18 protein-coding genes are annotated in these 21,550 nt (G+C 45.8%); 11 read left to right on the plus strand and 7 right to left on the minus strand.

Annotation, left to right across the window (positions count from 1 at the left end):
• Nucleotides 1-204 precede the first annotated feature (204 nt).
• Together pflB and pflA are read left to right on the plus strand one after the other, a co-directional pair.
• A complete protein-coding gene (gene pflB, locus L5M18_RS08995) occupies nt 205-2,487 on the plus strand; it encodes a formate C-acetyltransferase (protein WP_263196634.1) in 2,283 nt (760 codons plus the stop codon).
• Between the two features lie 63 nt (nt 2,488-2,550).
• Entirely contained in the window at nt 2,551-3,291 is a 741-nt protein-coding gene (pflA, locus tag L5M18_RS09000) for a pyruvate formate lyase 1-activating protein (RefSeq protein ID WP_105252135.1), read from the plus strand.
• 44 nt (nt 3,292-3,335) lie between these two features.
• Here the strand turns inward: pflA and yfbV are convergent, their stop codons facing one another.
• Nucleotides 3,336-3,779: a terminus macrodomain insulation protein YfbV gene (gene yfbV / locus L5M18_RS09005; protein ID WP_081729091.1), complete on the minus strand. Its 444-nt coding sequence runs from the start codon at nt 3,777-3,779 to the stop codon at nt 3,336-3,338.
• A gap of 141 nt (nt 3,780-3,920) precedes the next feature.
• Here yfbV and ackA point away from each other — a divergent pair, with 141 nt between their 5' ends.
• The 4 genes from ackA to L5M18_RS09025 all read left to right on the plus strand — a co-directional run bounded on the left by ackA (nt 3,921) and on the right by L5M18_RS09025 (nt 8,995).
• Entirely contained in the window at nt 3,921-5,120 is a 1,200-nt protein-coding gene (ackA, locus tag L5M18_RS09010) for an acetate kinase (RefSeq protein ID WP_219234385.1), read from the plus strand.
• A 111-nt stretch (nt 5,121-5,231) separates the two neighbouring features.
• Nucleotides 5,232-7,385 carry a phosphate acetyltransferase gene (pta, locus tag L5M18_RS09015; protein ID WP_028760976.1) on the plus strand — a complete coding sequence of 718 codons (2,154 nt, stop codon included), beginning with the start codon at nt 5,232-5,234 and terminating at the stop codon, nt 7,383-7,385.
• A 478-nt stretch (nt 7,386-7,863) separates the two neighbouring features.
• Nucleotides 7,864-8,298 carry a hypothetical protein gene (locus L5M18_RS09020; RefSeq protein WP_105252133.1) on the plus strand — a complete coding sequence of 145 codons (435 nt, stop codon included), beginning with the start codon at nt 7,864-7,866 and terminating at the stop codon, nt 8,296-8,298.
• A gap of 568 nt (nt 8,299-8,866) precedes the next feature.
• Nucleotides 8,867-8,995 carry a hypothetical protein gene (locus L5M18_RS09025; protein ID WP_263146341.1) on the plus strand — a complete coding sequence of 43 codons (129 nt, stop codon included), beginning with the start codon at nt 8,867-8,869 and terminating at the stop codon, nt 8,993-8,995.
• Nucleotides 8,996-9,097: 102 nt separating this feature from the next.
• On the opposite strand, the gene L5M18_RS09030 is transcribed toward L5M18_RS09025, so the two are convergent.
• Entirely contained in the window at nt 9,098-10,015 is a 918-nt protein-coding gene (locus L5M18_RS09030) for a class I SAM-dependent methyltransferase (protein ID WP_263196635.1), read from the minus strand.
• 6 nt (nt 10,016-10,021) lie between these two features.
• A complete protein-coding gene (locus L5M18_RS09035; protein WP_028760979.1) occupies nt 10,022-11,131 on the minus strand; it encodes an AI-2E family transporter in 1,110 nt (369 codons plus the stop codon).
• Between the two features lie 98 nt (nt 11,132-11,229).
• On the opposite strand from L5M18_RS09035, the gene folX reads away from it, so the two are divergent.
• The 3 genes from folX to gltS all read left to right on the plus strand — a co-directional run bounded on the left by folX (nt 11,230) and on the right by gltS (nt 14,329).
• Nucleotides 11,230-11,592, plus strand: a complete 363-nt coding sequence (gene folX / locus L5M18_RS09040; protein WP_006082167.1) for a dihydroneopterin triphosphate 2'-epimerase — start codon at nt 11,230-11,232, stop codon at nt 11,590-11,592.
• 87 nt (nt 11,593-11,679) lie between these two features.
• The gene (locus L5M18_RS09045; protein WP_263196637.1) at nt 11,680-12,573 is read left to right on the plus strand and encodes a TIGR01777 family oxidoreductase; all 894 of its coding nucleotides are present in this window, start codon (nt 11,680-11,682) and stop codon (nt 12,571-12,573) included.
• A gap of 532 nt (nt 12,574-13,105) precedes the next feature.
• Nucleotides 13,106-14,329, plus strand: coding sequence for a sodium/glutamate symporter (gltS, locus tag L5M18_RS09050; protein ID WP_263139015.1), 1,224 nt, complete (start codon nt 13,106-13,108; stop codon nt 14,327-14,329).
• A gap of 75 nt (nt 14,330-14,404) precedes the next feature.
• Here the strand turns inward: gltS and lepB are convergent, their stop codons facing one another.
• From lepB to L5M18_RS09065, 3 genes are all read right to left on the minus strand, one after another.
• Nucleotides 14,405-15,067, minus strand: coding sequence for a signal peptidase I (gene lepB / locus L5M18_RS09055; protein ID WP_263166045.1), 663 nt, complete (start codon nt 15,065-15,067; stop codon nt 14,405-14,407).
• A gap of 266 nt (nt 15,068-15,333) precedes the next feature.
• Entirely contained in the window at nt 15,334-17,829 is a 2,496-nt protein-coding gene (locus tag L5M18_RS09060) for an ABC transporter permease (RefSeq protein WP_263196639.1), read from the minus strand.
• Between the two features lie 2 nt (nt 17,830-17,831).
• Nucleotides 17,832-18,560, minus strand: coding sequence for an ABC transporter ATP-binding protein (locus L5M18_RS09065; RefSeq protein ID WP_212600695.1), 729 nt, complete (start codon nt 18,558-18,560; stop codon nt 17,832-17,834).
• A 52-nt stretch (nt 18,561-18,612) separates the two neighbouring features.
• Here L5M18_RS09065 and L5M18_RS09070 point away from each other — a divergent pair, with 52 nt between their 5' ends.
• Both L5M18_RS09070 and L5M18_RS09075 read left to right on the plus strand, forming a co-directional pair.
• Nucleotides 18,613-19,212 carry an arylesterase gene (locus L5M18_RS09070; protein ID WP_028760985.1) on the plus strand — a complete coding sequence of 200 codons (600 nt, stop codon included), beginning with the start codon at nt 18,613-18,615 and terminating at the stop codon, nt 19,210-19,212.
• A gap of 145 nt (nt 19,213-19,357) precedes the next feature.
• On the plus strand, nt 19,358-20,425 hold the full coding sequence (locus L5M18_RS09075; RefSeq protein WP_028760986.1) for a DUF3083 family protein: 1,068 nt from the start codon (nt 19,358-19,360) through the stop codon (nt 20,423-20,425).
• A gap of 87 nt (nt 20,426-20,512) precedes the next feature.
• On the opposite strand, the gene sohB is transcribed toward L5M18_RS09075, so the two are convergent.
• The gene (gene sohB / locus L5M18_RS09080) at nt 20,513-21,529 is read right to left on the minus strand and encodes a protease SohB (RefSeq protein WP_105252126.1); all 1,017 of its coding nucleotides are present in this window, start codon (nt 21,527-21,529) and stop codon (nt 20,513-20,515) included.
• Nucleotides 21,530-21,550 lie beyond the last annotated feature (21 nt).

A 21,550-nucleotide genomic window follows, 5' to 3' on the forward strand; every position in this document is an offset into this window, starting at 1 on the left:
AATCAAAGTAAGCGAATATTTGTCATCTTATCGGGTATCAATAGACAGACTTTTGGAGTGACGAGCGCTTCAAAATCCAGTTCCCATCATAGGGCGTCATCATGAAGGGAGCTTTATTTCAGGAATTAGCTATTGGCTTATACTCAGCATTGCTTAACGCTGATCGCCAATAACCTTTTATCTCAACCAGAAGGTATTAGTACGATGACCGACAAAACTGAACTGTTTGCCAACGCATGGGAAGGCTTTACTCCTGGCGATTGGAAATCTGAAGTCAATGTACGTGACTTTATCCAACAAAACTACGCGCCTTTTGAAGGCGACGAGTCCTTCCTCGCCGGTGCCACAGAAGCGACCACAAAATTGTGGGATAAAGTCATGGAAGGCATCAAACAGGAAAACCGTACCCACGCGCCTGTTGATTTCGACACTAAGATGGTTTCAACCATCACTTCCCACGACGCTGGCTATATCAACAAAGAATTAGAAACTATCGTTGGCTTACAAACAGACGCGCCGCTAAAACGCGCTATGTTGCCTAACGGTGGTATTCGTATGGTGGAAAGCTCATGCGCCGCCTACGATCGTGTACTGGATGAAGATGTTAAATATGTTTATTCAGAACTGCGCAAAACCCATAACCAAGGTGTGTTCGATGTTTACACCCCCGAAATTATGGCCTGTCGTAAATCAGGTATTTTAACGGGCTTACCCGATGCTTATGGCCGTGGCCGTATCATTGGTGACTATCGCCGTGTGGCACTTTACGGTATCGATTACCTGATGAAAGATAAGTTTGCCCAATTTAGCTCACTGCAAGTGCAGTTCGAAGCGGGTGAAGAGTTATCTAACGTTATCCAATTACGTGAAGAAATTGCCGAGCAACACCGTGCATTAGGCCAAATGAAGAAAATGGCTGCCAAGTATGGCTTCGATATTTCTCGTCCAGCGACTAATGCACAAGAAGCGATCCAATGGACTTACTTCGGCTATTTAGCTGCAGTGAAGAGCCAAAACGGCGCTGCCATGTCATTAGGTCGTACCTCTTCATTCCTCGACATCTATATTGAACGTGATCTAAAAAATGGCACCTTAACTGAGCAACAAGCTCAGGAAATGGTTGACCATTTTGTGATGAAATTGCGTATGGTGCGTTTCCTACGTACCCCTGAATACGACGAATTGTTCTCAGGCGACCCAATTTGGGCAACGGAGTCAATCGGCGGTATGGGCTTAGATGGCCGTACGTTAGTGACGAAATCAAGCTTCCGTTTCTTGAACACCCTTTACACTATGGGTCCAAGTCCAGAGCCAAACATCACAGTATTATGGTCAGATAAACTGCCAATCGGTTTCAAAAAATATTGCGCCAAAGTGTCTATCGACACTAGCTCAATCCAATACGAAAACGATGACTTAATGCGTCCTGATTTCCAATCAGACGACTATGCAATCGCCTGTTGTGTGAGCCCTATGGTTGTGGGTAAACACATGCAGTTCTTCGGTGCTCGCGCTAACTTAGCGAAAACCATGCTATATGCGATTAACGGCGGCGTAGACGAAAAACTGAAAATCCAGATTGCCCCTAAAGCAGACATGATCACAGACGAAGTGCTCAACTTTGATGACGTGATGAATCGCTTAGACGGTTTAATGGATTGGTTAGCGACTCAATATGTCACTGCACTGAACTCAATCCACTACATGCATGATAAGTACTCTTACGAAGCCGCGCTTATGGCGCTGCACGACAGAGACGTACGTCGCACTATGGCTTGTGGTATTGCGGGTTTATCTATCGCAGCCGACTCACTGTCTGCCATCAAATACGCCACCGTAAAACCGGTGCGTGATGAAAACGGCATAGCAGTTGATTTCGATATCAGCGGTGACTATCCAAAATTTGGTAACAACGACCCACGTGTAGATGATATCGCCTGTGACTTAGTTGAACGTTTTATGGCGAAAATTCGTGACCGTAAAATGTATCGCAATGCGATCCCAACGCAGTCAATTCTGACCATCACCTCAAACGTGGTTTATGGTAAGAAAACCGGTAACACACCCGATGGTCGTCGTTCAGGTGCGCCATTTGCACCGGGTGCAAACCCTATGCATGGCCGTGATGAAAAAGGCGCAATCGCTTCTTTAACCTCAGTGGCAAAACTCCCATTTGCCCACGCTCAAGACGGTATTTCTTATACCTTCTCAATCGTGCCAAATGCGCTGGGTAAAGATGATGATGCTCGCCGTACCAACTTAGCGGCATTGATGGACGGATACTTCGACCACAATGACAAAAAAGAAGGTGGCCAACACTTGAACGTCAACGTGATGAACCGCGAGATGCTCGAAGATGCCGTTAAGCATCCAGACAAGTATCCACAGCTGACCATCCGTGTTTCTGGCTATGCAGTGCGCTTTAACTCACTGACACCAGAACAGCAACAAGATGTGATCACGCGTACGTTCACAAAAGGTCTGTAAGCTAAATTAGTCAAGGCTGTAGTACACTGTGCTACAGCCTCACTTATTTTAACAGGAGTCACAATGGCAGTTATCGGTCGGATCCACTCGGTGGAATCCTTTGGCACAGTAGATGGTCCCGGCATACGGTTTATCACCTTTATGCAGGGCTGTTTAATGCGCTGCCAATATTGCCACAACCGTGACACTTGGGATCTTGATGGCGGAAAAGAAGTTCTGGTCGATGAGTTAATGAGTCAAATCATCAGCTATCGGCCTTTTCTCGATGCCAGCAATGGTGGTGTTACGGCCAGTGGTGGTGAAGCCATTTTACAGGCCGAATTTGTCGCCGAATTATTCACGGCTTGTCAGCAAGAAGGTATTCATACCTGTTTAGATACCAATGGTTTTGTACGTAAGTACACGCCAGTGATTGATGAGTTGCTCGACCATACTGACTTGGTCCTGCTCGACATCAAGCACATGGACGATGAAAAACATATTGAGTTAACTAAAGTCAGCAACCATAGAACATTACAGTTTGCGCAATATTTGGCAGAGCGTAATCAAGCGACGTGGATACGTTATGTCGTAGTGGGCGGATTTACCGACGATGAAGCATCGGCATTACAACTGGCCGAGTTTATCAAGCCCATGAAAAACATTGAAAAGGTAGAATTACTACCCTATCACGAATTAGGTAAACATAAGTGGGAAGCCATGGGCGAAAGCTATCAACTCGATGGGATATCCCCCCCAAGTCGAGAAACCATGGAAAAGATCAAAGCGGTATTTGTCCAGCAAGGGATTAACGCGATTTATTAATCCACAGTAACAAAAGAGCCAAAAGGGATAACCGCAGCAACGGCCTAAAGTTCTTCCCAATAACTGGCATCTAAACGCTCAAAGGCTATTTTTAAAATCAGTGCCATATCGAGGTAACAGGCCTTAGCGCCTAACGTGTGGCAATTGATACCCATGGATGACAACTTCGCACTCAACTGGTTAATCCAGTCGAACAGCGTTAACGGTAATGGATGGCGAGCTCGCCAGCCTAACCACAGCAGCCCCTGTAACGGTAAGCTGATGAAAAATAAACCGAGAGTGACAGCTTGGGGCAGAAATGCCCAACCGTGAATATACAGCTGGCTCATGCTCACAAAAATCGCCAGCACTGGCATCACCAGTATGGCAAGCTGAGTTGCTCGGACGACCCGATACTCAGGAAAATAAAAACCCAGTTGTCTAACCATAGGCCAAGTCTTCATATACTGATGACCATCACCTAAGGTTTTGAGGATCTTAATGCTCAATCTTAGACACCAACTACAATGGAATACTGCTCTTACCATAGCACAATCTGGCGAATCGCCCCAAGACTGATATGGTAAAAACACCGCAGTTCCTCATTATTTTGAATCGTTATATTAAACACAATGGCAAAGGGTTTACACATGTCAAATAAACTGGTTTTAGTTCTCAATTGCGGTAGCTCTTCTCTCAAATTTGCCGTCATTGACGCGCAAACAGGTGACGACCAAATTTCTGGCTTAGCCGAATGTTTTGGTTTAGAAGACTCTCGCATTAAATGGAAAATCAACGGCGAAAAACATGAAGCAGCCTTAGGTGCATTTACGGCTCACCGTGAAGCAGTTGAATACATTGTTAATAAAATTCTTGCGGAACAACCTGAATTAGCAGCAAAAATTCAAGCCGTTGGCCATCGTATCGTTCACGGTGGTGAGAAATTCACTCGCTCAGTGATCATCGATGAGAGCGTGATCAAAGGCATCGAAGACTGTGCTTCATTAGCCCCACTGCACAATCCTGCTCACCTTATCGGCATCCGCGCGGCAATGGCCTCTTTCCCTAAATTGCCACAGGTTGCTGTATTTGATACCGCTTTCCACCAAAGCATGCCAGACAGAGCTTATGTCTACGCCCTGCCTTACAAGTTATACCGTGAACACGGTATTCGTCGTTATGGCATGCATGGCACGAGTCATTTATTCGTTAGCCGTGAAGCGGCAAAAATGCTCAACAAGCCCATCGAAGATACCAACGTGATCTGTGCTCATTTAGGCAATGGCGCGTCAGTGACTGCCATCAAAGGCGGCAAAAGTGTCGACACTTCTATGGGCTTAACCCCATTAGAAGGTTTGGTCATGGGCACGCGTTGTGGCGATATTGACCCTTCAATCATCTATCACTTAGTCCATCAACTGGGTTACACCTTAGAAGAAGTGAATAACCTGATGAACAAGCAAAGTGGTCTGCTGGGTATTTCCGAGCTGACCAACGATTGCCGTGGCATAGAAGAAGGTTACGCCGAGGGCCATAAAGGCGCGACCTTAGCCTTAGAAATCTTCTGCTACCGCTTAGCCAAGTACATCGCCTCTTACACTGTGCCACTGGGCCGTTTAGATGCAGTCGTCTTCACCGGCGGCATTGGCGAAAACTCAGATTTAATCCGTGAAAAAGTGCTCAACATGCTGGAAATCTTCAATTTCCATGTCGATAGTGAGCGCAACAAAGCGGCGCGTTTCGGTAAGAAAGGTATCATCACCCAAGATAAAGGCACGATTGCCATGGTGATCCCAACGAACGAAGAATGGGTTATCGCCGAAGATTCCATTAAACTTATCAACAAATAAAAAGACCTAAGCCGTTTGCTCACCCAAACGGCTTTATACCTTACGTAGCCGTACTCACAAGCAAATTTGCAGAAACTATTCTGCCAAAAACCATCGAAACTAGAGGTTTTTATGTCTCGTAATATTATGTTAATCCCCATAGGTACCGGAGTCGGCCTGACCTCCTTAAGCCTTGGGATGGTGCGCGCACTGGAGCGCCACGGGGTTAAGGTTCAGTTCTTTAAGCCTATTTCTCAGCTTCGTCCAAACGATAATGGCCCAGAACGCTCTACCACTATTCTGAGCAAATCGCCAACAGTAAATCCCTTAGAGCCCTTCGACATGGCCCATGCCGAAGCCTTAATCCGCGCCGACCAAATCGACGTCTTAATGGAGCAAATCATTGCCCGTGCGGCCGATTGCGCTAGCAACACAGAGACCTTAATTGTCGAAGGTTTAGTGCCAACGCGTAATCATCCCTTCGCCGATGATGTGAACTATGCCATCGCTAAAGCCATGGATGCCGACGTGATTTTTATTGCCACACCAGGCAGTGATACGGCCACAGGGCTAATGAATCGCCTCGAAATCGCCTATAACTCTTGGGGCGGGAAAAAGAATAAACGCTTAATTGGCGCCGTAATTAACAAGATTGGAGCACCCGTTGATGACGAAGGTCGCGCGCGCCCTGATCTTTCTGAAGTCTTTGATCACCAAGGTGTTCAACGCTCAGATGCGGCCAGCATGTTCCAACTACCGGGTAAAAGCCCACTGCGTATTTTAGGCAGCGTGCCCTACAACCTTGATCTTGTTGCACCTCGTGCGTCGGATTTAGCGAAACATTTAAGTGCACGAATTCTAAATGCTGGTGAAATGCATACCCGCCGCCTGCGTAAAGTAACCTTTTGTGCCCGCAGTATCCCGAACATGGTCACTCATATTAAGACTGACTCCTTGCTTGTAACCTCAGGCGATCGCTCAGATGTGATCGTATCAGCCTGTCTTGCGGCCATGAACGGCGTGAAAATTGGTGCCCTGTTATTAACAGGTAGCTACGAGCCAGAGCCAGAAATCCTTAAGCTGTGTGAACAGGCCTTTGAAACCGGTTTACCTGTGTTCTTGATCGACAGTAACACTTGGCAAACCTCGCTCAACATTCAACGTTTCGACCATGAAGTACCCGTCGATGACGCGGTTCGTATCGATCTGGTGCAGGATTATGTGGCCAGCCACATCGACCAAACGTGGATTGAAAGTGTCACTAAAAACTCACCCCGTGAGCATCGCCTGTCGCCACCGGCTTTCCGTTACAAACTCACGGAACTGGCGCGCGCCGCCCACAAGACTGTGGTGCTGCCTGAAGGTGATGAGCCGCGTACCATTAAAGCGGCGGCCATTTGTGCAGAACGCGGTATTGCTCGCTGTGTACTTTTAGGTAAAAAAGATGAAATCCTGCGTATCGCCGCACAGCAAGATGTGGTGCTTGGCGAAGGCGTGATCATTATCGATCCAGAAGAGGTGCGCGATCGTTACGTAGAACCTATGTTGGAACTGCGTCGCAGCAAAGGCTTAACTGAAGTCGTTGCCCGTGAACAGTTAGAAGACAACATGGTGCTCGGCACTATGATGCTGGCGCAAAACGAAGTCGACGGTATCGTTTCTGGCGCGGTTAACACCACAGCCAATACCATTCGCCCACCACTACAATTGATCAAAACGGCACCGGGCTCAAGCTTAGTTTCATCCATCTTCTTTATGCTGATGCCAGATCAAGTGCTTGTTTACGGTGACTGTGCGATTAACCCAGATCCCAATGCTGAGCAGTTAGCAGATATCGCCATCCAATCGGCGGAATCAGCAAAAGCCTTCGGTATCGAGCCAAGAGTGGCAATGATCAGCTACTCAACTGGCAACTCAGGTACAGGTTCAGATGTGGATAAAGTGCGTGAAGCAACCCGTATTGCCAAAGAAAAACGCCCAGATCTGATTATTGATGGTCCATTGCAATACGATGCGGCGGTTATGCCAAACGTTGCACGCTCTAAGGCACCTAATAGCCCTGTCGCTGGTCAAGCTACTGTTTTCGTGTTCCCAGACCTTAATACAGGCAACACGACTTACAAGGCCGTACAGCGAAGCGCCGATCTGATCAGTATTGGTCCTATGCTGCAAGGTATGCGCAAACCTGTGAACGACTTGTCTCGCGGCGCGTTAGTCGATGACATCGTCTACACTATCGCACTAACGGCAATTCAAGCCGCACAGAACGACGCAGCTAAAGGCTAACAGCATTAAATCTGCATAGCGTTACGCACAAAAAAGCACTGGTTATTACCGGTGCTTTTTTTATGCTCAAATTTAGCGTAAACCATACCGTTGATCGCAAGAATCGCTTAATGGATAAGTCGAAATTGCAAAAGATGAAGAAAAAACGAGAAATATCAAATTATGCAGTGTGAATAAGCTCGGCAAATTGCGAAAAATATCCACAAGTAGAAGTGGAACATAATGGAAAGCAGAAAAGCGTCACTTTTTAACCAGCAAATAAAGCAAGACAATATCAGTGACTTACAAAGTATCACTGAAGTCTTCAACATAGTTTTCCACAGTTTCTGTGGATAACCTTTTTATATGACTCCTAACTATATGCCACACACATGAGGTTTGAGTCAATGCTTTTCACAATAGACAGCGAATCACGACAAGACTTGTACATTACAGCTAAAATCGCGATACTCGGAACAAATTCCAATAACTAAAACTTATGCGAACTCTATTTTTTTTCTCCCTCCTGTTTCTCTTCGGTTGTGGCGATCCCTCAACGCAAGAGCAGCGCCAGTTATCACCGGAAGAAGTGAGCTTAGGCTTTTTTAAAGCGATTTATGTTGATCGTAATGTTGAACAAGCCAAGCAATACGTCGACGATCCCATTAAACAAGTGCTCACCCATTACCACATTGCCGCAGCCGTACAGCGTAATATGCTCGGCCTATCTATGACCAATGTTGAAATGGAAATTGATGATATCGATATCGACTTCTTCCGCAAATTTACCAAAGACGTCATTGTTGTGGTCAAAATGAAAGGTCTTAAAGGTGGTCAACCATGGATTGATGACAGGACCATACGCCTACACAAAATTGGTAGCCAATGGATTATCGTCGAACTTCTGCCTGAAAAGCGCAAAGTTAACGGTTAACCCCCTTTCTTGCCTGCTTTCACCGCGCATACCTTGTCATACAATCATTCTGCTTACTTTCAACCAAAAAAATAGCAACCCTAAGGTTGCTATTTTTTGTGCTTGTTCTGTTATTTCTGACTCATAAGTACCGTCAGTTTAATCGTTATCGATTAAGCTTGGATCACTTCTTCTTCGCTTTCAACAGGTAAAGACGTTAGTACATCGTCTTTCACTTGATAATAAGCATTTTCGTATTCATGAACTTCCATAACAACTCCTGCTTGATTGGGTAAGGTCGCAGAGGCTTGCCATTCTATGCTGACATTTTGCCTATGAGGAAAGGGATACATTCCGTGGGCGGGAGTATAACAAAGCAAAAGTTATAATTACAGAAAACTTTCAGTTTTGTACCACAAAGCATGGCATTTAAGGCTAGTTATCATTTGAATAGCTCACAATCAGTACTTCTACATGAAAGACTTTCACTTTCTACGAGGATATTGAGACCATGCTGACGCCATTTCATCATTCGCTTTATACACAAAAGCGATTAACAAAAATCGCTTACATAAAATGAATCTAGGGAATGCCATTAGATGTTCAGGGCAGGCTTTATGGTGAAATTTCCACCCTCAAACACTTAGACCAACATCAAGTCAGTAAAGTGATTGAAACCTATGGGCGATCGCAGCTATCAGAGCGATTAAGCTACTGAAGAATAAGTGCTGTGTAATAAGCGACAGTGTAAAAAGCTAAACACTCAACCTAAGCCGACAAAAAAGGCCAGTTAATACTGGCCAGTTAAGCTAAATCAGGCCTAGGCTTGAGTCGATAGGCGGTAGCGAAGCACCTTAAGTGACTTCTCTTCCGACACATCCATAAAGGCTAGCGGATTGGCTAAGCGCTCTATGTATTCGAGTGCAGGTGCTGCTTCCGCTACCTGTTGACGCAGGAAAGCGGTATCGAGTTCAGGTGCATTTAGACACAGTAATACTTCGCCATTCTCGGCAAGCAACTCAGGTAAACGCCTAATTAAACGCACATAATCCTTAGTCGCAACAAAACTGCCCTTTTGATTGCTCGGTGGATCGGCAACAACAATGTCGTAGGGACCGAGCTTTTTCAGTTTGCCCCAAGATTTAAAAATATCATGGCCTAAAAAACGGGCTCCCGCGCTAAAGCCATTCAGCAAATGGTTCTGCTTACCTATGCCTAATGCGCCTTTACTCATATCCATATTCACAACTTCATCGGCGCCCCCTTGTAATGCGGCGACCGAGAAACCACAGGTATAAGCGAACAAATTAAGCACCTTTTTATAACGGGCGTTTGCTCTAACCCACTCGCGGCCATTGGCCATATCGAGGAAGAGTCCGTGGTTTTGTCCGCGCATTAGGTGCACCTGAAACCGTGCGCCATTTTCGCTAACGATATGCGGCTCAGGCACTTCACCTTGCAATAATTGGGTAAACGTCTCCCCCGCACTACGGTATTGGTAAACTAAATTCAATTGGCTATCTGGCCGAATAGCTTGCCAGCGCACTGCAATCGCCTGTTGGCAGAGGGTTAAATCCGTATCCTCCAAGGGAGTAAAGCTGGTCAGCAATAGTACGGGTGCAAACCAATCTAAACATAGGTGCTCACAACCCACGTAATGCCCACCGCGGCCGTGGAATAACCGCACCGCATCATCACCTAACTCAATTGTCGCTAGCGCTTGTATAAAACTTTGCATCTTCTATTACTTACTCTCAGTTGCACTTGTATTGGCTTCATCGCCATTGGGAATTGAATTTTCCGTGTTACTGGCCAAGAACTTATCTTCGATATCGTCCGATAATAAAATGGCTAACCAATTACCACTCTTACTCGATTCGAGGGCAATTTTAACCACCATAGTCAATGGCACTGACAGCAACATGCCCACAGAACCTAATAACCAGCCCCAGAAAATTAATGATAAAAACACCACTAAGGTCGATAACCCCAGACCGCGCCCCATAAATTTAGGCTCAATGATATTGCCCATCACCATGTTGGCACCCACGTACAAAAGTGCAGTACCCCCCGCCGCCGCAGGGCCAAGCTGAATAAAGGCCAACAACACCGCTGGAATGGCGGCAATGATAGAACCAATATTGGGAATGTAATTAAACAGGAAAGCAATCACCGCCCATAACATGGCGTAATCCACGCCGATGAAGGTCAATCCCACACCGACGATGATCCCAGTAGCCAAACTCACTAAGGTCTTGATCACCATGTACTGATTCACAGATTGTAAAAAGCGGTCAATCTGCTTTAAGCGCATATCGGGATCGTCCAATGCCAGGTGCAATTTCTTTGGCAGCGACTGAGCTTCAAACAGCATAAAGACGATAGTGAGGATGATCAGAAATAAATTCGCCATCACATTGCCGACACCCGATAGCATATTCGTGGTCATAGACAAGGCCATGCCAGGGTCAAAATAGGCTAATACCTGATCCTTCGAAATCTGAATATTTAATGCCTGTAATTTATGGATAATCCACGAAAACTGCTCCACCAGCTGATCGCGATATTGGGGCAATTGTTTAGAAAACTCATTGACAGAACTGCCAACGACTGAGGCTAACCATAGGCCCATCAACACAATAAAACCCATCAAAAGGATCACTGCCAGCCATTTAGGCACACGGAACTTTGTCATCAAACCGATTGCAGGATTACAAATCACCGCAAGAAAACTGGACAGCACAAACGGCACCACAATCGGGCTCGCCGCCTTAATCCCTGCCAAAATAATCACTACAAAGGCCATAACCGCAAAGCCACGATAAGCAGCAGAGGGCGCATTAGGTCGAGTCATTTATTAAAAATCCTTCTTGATCTTAGATAAAATTGTTAGGCTAACCCTTGAAACCACTTAACCTCAGAAACTTTAGCTTAAGATAGCCATTTGTCATTATGAAACCAGAAACCGCGATTATACGCATTAAAAACTTAAGACTTCGTACTTTTATTGGCATTAAAGAAGATGAAATTCAAAATCGCCAAGACGTGATCATTAATGTCGTGATCCATTATTGTGCCGAACGTGCCCGCAACAGTGACAATGTCGAGGATGCGCTCAATTACCGCACAATTACCAAAAAGATCATTGAACTGATTGAGAATAACCGTTTCTCATTACTCGAAAATCTCACCAGCCAAACGCTGGCCATCGCCAGTGAGCATCCTTGGGTTGAATTTGCCAGTGTCGAAATCGACAAACCCCATGCACTACGCTTTGCCGATTCAGTCTCGATGGAGTTATGTTATCAAAAATAATCTGGCTAAAAATACTCCGACTAAGTGATCGTTGCACACCGCATTTTGGTATATATCCGCAGAGCTTAACCAATTAAGAGAGGTTCCATGAATATACTGATCACCGGTGCAAGCGGCTTTATTGGCCGCCAATTAGTCGAACGACTGGCACCATATCATCAACTGACGTTATTAACTCGCTCGGTGCAACAAACACAAAAAGTGCTCGGCAATCAGCACCACTACCTCGAAAATCTCGATGCGCTAAGCGACTTAAATCACATTGATGCCATTGTAAATCTTGCGGGTGAACCCATAGTCGCTAAACGTTGGAGTAAAAACCAGAAGCAACGTATTTGTGATAGTCGCTGGGATATTACGGCAAGATTAACTCAGCTAATACAACAGAGTAGCACTCCTCCTCAGATCATGGTGAGTGGTTCGGCAGTCGGTTATTACGGGCGACACGATGATAAATTACTCGATGAGTCTAGTGGTGCCCATGTTGAGTTTAGCCATGATATCTGTCGAAAATGGGAGCAAGAGGCGCTAAATGCAACCTCAGAGCACACACGCGTCTGCATTATCCGTATTGGTATCGTGCTAGGTAAAGGTGGTGCCTTAGAGAAAATGTTACCGCCATTTAAACTCGGACTCGGTGGCCCAATTGGCCATGGACGCCAAGGTATGAGCTGGATCCATGTGCAGGATCTCATTTCCCTTATTGATTTTTTACTCACTCAACAACACTGTAAAGGCATATTTAATGCCACAGCACCCAATCCAGTGAGTAACGCTGTGTTTACCAAAGCGCTCGGAAAAGCACTTAATCGCCCAGCGTTAATCACGACCCCACCGCTTGCATTACGCTTAGCGATGGGCGAAATGTCGGAGCTGCTGACGGAAGGGCAATTTGTTTACCCCAAACGTGCCCTCGAAGCGGGTTTTCAGTTTCAATTCAGTGATCTTGATAACGCGTTAACAAACGTGTTAGCCAAATAGGCTAGCACGCTATCGCCTAAACTCAGCTTTAATATGCTGATAAAATCAGTCGCTGATGCAGGCGGTTCTTAGTACCCAAATCCGCTCAACAACCAGGTATATTGTAGCGTCAATCTTGCCATTATTTTAGCAACACTAGAAAAACAAGAATGTAACATCATGATTTCTATTATGATTTAGCGACAATCCGTCCATTTTCTGCTAAACTCGCCTCCATTCGGTCATAGGAGGCACGCATTAACCGCCTCAGCCTTGACCACAGATAGACTCAGCAACACCTCATAAATAGACAGTTATTTATGCTCAGGAACAGGCTATTTAATCTGCTGTTCTTGGTCTGTAGACCATAAAACGATACACACTCGCGCCTACTCGTCCTTTAAATTTTTTATCGGATTGACACTGATCTGTCCTCGACATCAAGCGCTTAACATCCAGCATTAGCAGGTACTTAATAACAAGATGGGTTACTTCTCATTGGACATTGTGCCCAATGAAACGCCCGCACTAAGACAGTTTGTAAGGAATTTTCATGCACACGACCTATATGATTGGCGAGCTAGAATCATTTTTAATTGCCATTTTCGTGCTGTTTATCGGCCACTCTATCAATCGCCATGTACGTGTCTTCAGACAATATAATATTCCCGAACCCATAGTGGGTGGCCTAGTTGTCGCCGCGGGAGTCACATTTCTTCACTTTCAAAATATCAGTCTCGACTTCAGCCTATCACTGCAAAATACCTTAATGCTGATGTTTTTTAGCACCATTGGCCTCTCGGCAAACTACAAGCTATTGCTCAGCGGTGGTAAAAAAGTCTTCATCTTTTTAGGTGTGGCCTCAATGTATATTGTGATTCAAAATGCCGTCGGAGTCAGTTTAGCCAGCCTATTGGGGCTCGATCCCATAATGGGACTTATCGCAGGATCAATTACCCTGTCGGGCGGCCATGGTACCGGCGTTGCTTGGTCACAAACCTTTGCTGAGCGCTACGGTATCAACACCTTAGAGTTTGCTATGGCCGCGGCAACTTTTGGTTTGATCATGGGTGGGATCATCGGTGGCCCCGTCGCGCAGCGATTAATCGGTAAGCATAATCTTGTTTCTCGCTATGGGGTTGGCCGCAAGCATCACAGTGAACATCCGCATTTAGTCACTTATGATCACTTAGAAGAAGACCAAGTCACCGCCAAAACTATATTAGAAACTCTGTTTGTGCTGTTGTTGTGTGTTGCAGGATCAAAATGGCTCACGCTGTGGATCAGCCAATCGGGTATTGCATGGCTAAAAATGCCCGACTTTGTATATGCTCTTTTTCTTGGCGTGCTCATCGCTAATCTCACAGAACTCACCCGCGGTTACAAACCCCATACCGAAAGTATCGATGTGATAGGGACTGTCGCGCTGTCACTCTTCCTCTCAATGGCCTTAATGACTTTAAAGTTATGGGAAATTTTTGATTTAGCGATCCCGCTACTGGTGATTTTACTGGTACAAACCGCAGTGTTGGCCATTTTTGCCTATTTCGTGACGTTCAAAGTCATGGGCAGTAATTACGATGCTGCGGTGATCACCGGTGGCCACTGCGGCTTTGGTATGGGTGCAACCCCAACAGCGGTAATGAATATGGGCGCGCTAGTATCACGCACAGGGCCATCACCCCAAGCCTTTATGGTAGTACCTATCGTCGGTGCCTTCTTCATCGACATAGTTAACTTAATTGTCTTACAGGGCTATCTGAGCTTTATGAAGTAGTTGTTTATAACTCAATCACTTAAAAAATAGGGCGCCGACTTTAGCGCCCTATTTCATGGTTCAAAATAGTTAAGACTAGAATTCACGCATTAAGCGTTCAGGCCGAGGCAGGTAATAATCATCATAATCAAGGGAGAAAACGACTGAACTTGAACGGCCAACAATCTCATCACGGGGCACGAAGCCAATAACCCGAGAGTCTGCGCTGTTATCACGATTATCACCCAGTGCTAAATAATGCGCATCCGGCACTGTGACAGGTCCAAAATTGGCAAGCCTTGAGGGTACTGGGTTAAGGCGAATACTGTGGACCATACCGAGTAAATTTTCCTGCATTTCTGTCACATCAGCGGGAGCATAAGTACTCAATGCTTGGGATGTGTAGCTGAGCAGTTCGCCGTTTAAATACAAGCGATTATCCTGCATCATCACAGTATCGCCTGGCACAGCTATTACCCGCTTAATCAGTTTTTTATCAGCCTTTTTTGAGTCAAATACCACGATATCGCCGCGAGCAGGATCTGCCAGTTTAACTAATGCGATATGCGTAAATGGCACCCTAAGATCATAAGCCATCTTATTAACTAGAATGCGATCACCCTCGACGATAGTCGGCAGCATAGAACCCGATGGCACAGTATTCCAATCGGCCACAGCGCTCCTGAACACTAACATTAAACTGATAAACAGAAAAAAAGAGCGATTATCTTTAAGCAGTTTTGTTATTCCTTTGAACATAATATTCCCTCTATGGCATATATAAGCTAGTCGCTGTTCTCAGTTAGATAGACCCATTGAGTTGCACTAAGTTCTGTTGCTACCTGCTTAAGCACAGATCAATTTGTAAGCCGATGTAAAAAGCATATTCAATTCAAGTGCAGCAGAATCAACCCCATAACAAAAAAGCACTGAGCTTATGTCGCATCAGTGCTTTTAATGTTGGCTCAGCTTGTTGTCTTAATAAGCTTTATGTTTTAGCCCATCAACAGAGTTCACAAACCGCCCTAGCTCCCAGCCTTTAATAGCTCAGAGCAAGATTGGCTGAGCAATTGTCGACAACGCCAAACCCCTAGTAAGGCGACGATTAAGGCTCCAGAAACAGGGGCAATACCCCACCAAGGCCAGTGCATGTATACATTAAGTTCAAATACTTGCGTCTTAAGTAGATATAACGCAAATTCGGCCACAATTACGGCTAACATACCCGCAATACCGCCAAGTAAGGCGAACTCTAAACCCGTTGCACTGCGCAATAACCATCCTGAAGCACCAAAGGTACGCAACACAGCTAATTCACGTTGCCGAGTTGCCATGCCAGCCTCAGTCTGTGCAATCAAGACTAAGGCACTGGCTAATAACACTAAGGCCAGCACTAAAGACAACGACAGCGACACTTGCTCAATTATCTGCCGCAACTGCCCCACCATAGCGCCAACATCGATGATCGATATCGTCGGAAATTGCTGAATAAGCGCAAGGATCACTGCCCCCTTAGGCGTACCATCAGCATTAATAGTCTTATCGTTAGTCGCCTGATCATTCAGATAAAAACTCGCCATCGAGGTATACGCAAAAGGCGCGAGCGCTTCTTGGGTGAAAATCATAAAGAAGTTCGGTTGCAGTGTTTCCCAATGCACGGCACGAATACTGGCAACTTTAACTGTGAGCTCTTGATTATCAATCACGTAAGTCAGCTTATCGCCAAGACCAATACCTAAACGCTCCGCCACGCCGGACTCCACCGACACTTCATCGGCGGCTTGATTAAAATGCCCCTCTAACAGTTCGTTGTTAGCAGGCAGTGTATTGCGCCACGTTAGGTTTAACTCGCGCGAAATGCCCACTCTCCCCTTTTCACCCGCTTCGGACTGTTCATTCGAAATCAGTGCTTCACCATTAATTTGGGTTAACCGGCCACGGATCACCGGATAAATGTCCGTCGCCACTATCCCCTTAGTAGTCATGAAATCATTCAAGGGCTTTGCATCATCAGGCGCAATATTGACAAGGAAATAATTAGGCGCATTTTCGGGCAACTGTTTTTGCCATTCGTTAAGTAAATCTTGTCTTAGCGCCAAAATCGTCAATAACAGTACCAGTGCAGCGCTAAAACCAACCAATTGCACCGCATTTTGCCGCGCACGACGCCTTAGCCCCGCCAGCGCTAATTGCAAAGGATTGGTAGTCTTCATACCAACACTGTGTCCTGCTCGTATCATCACAAATCCAAGCAGACTTAACAGCACAGCCAGCAATAGCACAGCCGCGACCACAGTCAGAGTCAAAGTCCAACTTTGGGAATACAAATAGCCCAGTAGTGCCATAGCCCCTAGACTCAGTAGCAAATGCAGCCACATACCAAGCTGTAAGCCTTCTAACTGGCGCTGCAACACCCGCAGTGGCGGAATAGCCAGTAAACGCATCAATGGATAAGCCGAAAACATAAAGGCGCTGATGAGCCCAGTGCTGATACCGAGTAATAATGGCCGTGTGAGTGGCGGTGAATAGGCCGCAATTTCGGGTGGCAAGAGATAACTGATCCCAAAATCGAGTAACCCTCCTCCAATAAGACCTAGACCAATTCCTAGTAGCGTTACCAACAATAAATGAGTACCAAACAACAGGCGAATTTGCTTTGCCGAGGCGCCAAAGGTTTTCAGCATGGCCACCACATCGTAATGGCGCTGACAATAACGCTGGGCGGCAATACCTATCGCCGCGCAGGCCAATGCAATGCCCATCAAACTTGCCAGCAGTAAGAAGCGCTCCGCTCGCTTAACGGCTCCCGCAATCGGCGAGTCACCGGATTGCACATCGACCCAACGTTGGGTGCTATTCAAAAGCGGTTTAACACTTTGTTCAAAGGCCGTAAGCGAGGCTCCATCTCCGGCAAATTGATACAGATAAGTCACGCGGCTGCCTGGTTGAATAACACCTGTTTTGGCGACATCCTCCATCCGCATCAATACCACAGGCGATGAAGCAAAAGGATTAAAACCTGCGTCGGGTAAGCGGCTGATCTCATTGCTGAGCACAAATTCGCTGTTACCTAGTTCGATGGATTTGGGATAACCCAAAAGTCCGCCTAAGCGAGTCTCAAACCAGATTTGATCAGCTTGAGGTAACGCCTTTGTTTTACCGCTGGTGAGTTCAATATCGCCCTTAAGCGGGTAACCCGACTCTACGGCGCGTACTGTGACTAACTGAAACTTATCTCCCGAATAGACCATGGAATTAAATTGCATATTAGTCACATGCTTAAGCCCAAGCGCTTCGGCTTTGGATAAAATCGCCGCATCAATTTTAACTGGCGAATCGATAATACGGTCGGCAGCAATAAACTGTGAAGCTTGACCACTAATTGCCACTTGCAGACGTTCACTCACCCGCGCTAAGCCACTCACAGACAAAACCGCGAGCGTAATAGCGAGGATAATCAATAACAATTGTCCCTGCTGTAACTCGCGTTTAAACAGGCGCCATGCCAGACTTAACTCCATTATTAAGCCTCCTTAACATCGGCTAGCGGTTCTGTTTGAGTGATATCTTCCTGTAAATGGCCGTTATCCATCACCAATTGACGCTCACACCGCTTGGCCAGCAGCAGATCATGGGTAACAAGGACTAAGGTTGTATGGCTTTCTTGATTAAGCTCAAACAACATATCGGCAATCTTATGGCCGTTGACGCTATCTAAATTGCCTGTTGGTTCATCGGCAAACAAAACTGTAGGTTCACAGATAAAAGCGCGGGCAATTGCCACCCTTTGCTGTTCACCACCCGAAAGCTGTTTGGGTAAATGGGTCAAGCGATGGGATAAACCAACCCGCACCAACATGGCCTGCGCTTTTTCCTTGGCATTGCTCACGCCTGCAAGCTCGGCGGGTAACATGACGTTCTCGAGCGCAGTTAAGGTATCAACTAACATAAAGGATTGAAAAATAAAGCTGACCTTCTGTTTACGCAGTGCCGCTTTTTGCTCTTCATTCAGTGGTGATAATGCCACACCATCGAGCCAAATCTCCCCCGACGTAGGCGTATCAAGCGCCGCAAGCAATCCCAATAAGGTGGATTTGCCCGAACCTGATGGGCCGAGAATGGCCACACTCTCACCTTGCTTGACATCTAAGTTAATGCCCTTGAGGATAGTGAGCGTTCCTTCCTGAGTAATCACTGATTTTTCGAGGTTAACAACATTAATGGCACTGTTTTTTAAGATGACGTTAGACATAGGATCCTTCTTATATAAATCGTTCTGGTATCAATCGCTAAGATTAAAATCAATGGCGAAGACCCTAGGGGCATTCATCCTACTGAGTGTACTCATGGTCACGCCCGCTCACGCGGCAAAGATACTGATCCTCGGCGATAGCTTAGGCGCTAGCTACGGCATGGCAGAACAGTCAGGCTGGGTAGCACTACTGCAAAAAAATCTGCCCGAACATCAGTTTACCAATGGCTCAGTGAGCGGCGAAACCACAGCGGGCGGCCTACGCCGATTACCCGCCTTGCTCGATTCTGTTGCTCCCGACCTTGTGGTCGTTGAACTGGGAGGTAATGATGGTTTACGTGGATTCCCCCCAACGCAACTCGAAAATAATCTAATCCAAATCATTACCCTAGCCAAAGATAGCGGCGCAAAAGTGCTGCTGACCGAGATCATGGTACCGCCTAACTATGGCCCTCGCTATACCCAAAAGTTCACCCAAGTGTATCAAGACATATCTAAAACCCAGGATATAGTGTTGATCCCCTTCTTTATGCAGGATATCGCTCCCCATCCAGAATTAATGCAAAGGGATGGCATTCATCCCAACGAAAAGGCGCAAGCTCAGATTGCGGCTTGGATGCAACCATGGATAGAAAATGCGTTAACCCAATAAAATAGCTGCTATTTTAAGCTAACGAACCGCTTACTTAGCTAAACTCATGTTCAACGGATAAAAACGTGTTCTAACGCAAGATTCACCCTATAGATAAACAGTAAAATTCGTGTTAGCAAATGGTTAACTCAAACAAGGAGTCAATATGTCCCTTAGCCATCAGCAAAAAGTGTACATACCCAAGGAAGCCCGTACAAATCAGTACATCACAGCCGAAATCAAGGTGACGGATGAGCTACTCAATCAATATCCCGATTATCAAAGCTGCTATCAAACGTTAAGCCGTTTGATATTTAATTTGGCAGAACAACACGATCTCCGTAATGTTCACGTGATCACTAACGATAAACTGCCAGTAGTGCGTTACCATACCGAAGCATATTGCTTCCAAACCACTGAACAAATTCTATTTTTTTATAACCCAGCCTACCACGAAGCCCAAAACTTATTCTCGCAAGAAAACTATCGCGCCCGTAAACTGCGCATTGTGTTTCTCGCCACAGGTGACGATATTCGCAGTAATTCCGCCAGTTTCCATATCAAGGTGCGTGAGTTACTCACTGAATTAATGCCCTTAATGCCAATAAGCGATCTTAAGGTTAAGGTCCGCGACCATCAGCATTTATCCTATGATCTGTTCGCAAAAGCTAAGGGCTATAAAGAAACCTATGGTTATAAACTGCGCGCCATCGGCCCAAGGTATAAAGCCAGAAAATGTGAGTTACCAGAAAACGTTAGCTCTCTTACCTATGTGACGGTGAGCTTGCCGCTGAGCCGCAAACTCAAACAGGGTTTATTACCTGACTCAGCCACTGACTTTACGCCTTTATATCAGCATCTTGAAGACTGCTTCCTCAAAGCGGCAGCTAATAGACAGCTGACACGCCTTGCTATGATAGCGAACGGCTTAACACCACTTGTGCGTAACAGTAAGTTTGAAAAGCTCGACAGCAAAGCCGAAGTACAAATGATAGGGTTTGATCCTAATGCGACTGAGCAACAAGTGATCCGTCGTTGGGATGCCGATAACTTAGTCGAAGCTGCGCACTTTACCATAGTGGCAGGTACTAAGGATTGTGACGATTCGGGTTTCGGTCGTTTTATGAACAATGTTGAAACGGCTCTGAAGGCCTTCGCAGCCGACATAGGTGTCGATCCGGAGCGTGAAGATCTCATCGTACGTTTCCATCAACATATCAGCTATCAAATCTAACCCACTTCGGTATTAGCAGCGAAAGCTCAGCAAATGAAAACGCCTGCAAATGCAGGCGTTTTTACTTTTATTCACCAATAGACAGAATTACATAGGACGATTTTTTTCTATGAGGCGATTGAAAATAGCGTTCACAGACAAAGAAGCACCGTGGGCAATTTTATCGGCAAGTTTCTTTCTCACCTGATAACGTATCTTGTACACAGTACGCTCTGTGGCGAGTGACATTATCACATCATCGCTGGTCGAAATCGCATCAACTAAACCTAATTCAATGGCTTGCTGACCGTACCAATGCTCGCCAGTAGCGACTTTCACTAAATCCAACTCAGGGCGATACTTACCAACAAACGCTTTAAATAAGACGTGGGTTTCTTCGAGTTCCTCTTGAAACTTCTGTCTTCCCTCATCGGAGTTTTCACCAAACACTGTCAAGGTGCGTTTAAAATTACCGGCGGTATGTTGCTCATAATCAATTTCATGCTTTTTCAGCAGGCGATTAAAGTTAGGCAGTTGAGCAACAACACCAATAGAACCGACAATGGCAAAAGGTGCAGCATAAATTTTATTCGCTACACAGGCCATCATATAGCCACCACTGGCGGCGACTTTATCAACACAGACAGTCAATGGAATATCAGCTTGGCGTAAGCGATCTAACTGGCTGGAGGCTAAACCATAACCATGCACCATACCACCGCCACTCTCTACATTGACAACCACTTCATCGCCTTTTTCTGCGATAGCGATAATTGCACTGATTTCTTCACGCAGTGATGCGACCTCAGCGGCATCAATACTGCCCTTAAAATCAATCACGAACACTTTGCCCGTGCAGGCTTCATCTGCGGCCTTGTCTTTGGCCTTTTCGTCAGCTTTTAATTGCTTTTCATAGGCTTTGAATTGTTTCTTTGACAGAAGTTCTTCTTTTAAGCCATGCTTAAGTTCTTCTAACTCTTCAGACAAGTTAGTGATCCTCAGCTCGCCCTTATCTGACTTGTGTTTTACAGTGGAAGCCAACACCACAATAATAACGGCAACGATTGCGACCACTATTGTGACGGCTTTCGCCAAAAACATTCCATACTCGTATAAAAATTCCAAAGTGTTCTCCGTTAGGGCGTT

The organism is Shewanella sp. SM20 (assembly GCF_025654545.1).
Taxonomy (GTDB): Bacteria; Pseudomonadota; Gammaproteobacteria; order Enterobacterales; family Shewanellaceae; genus Shewanella; species Shewanella oncorhynchi.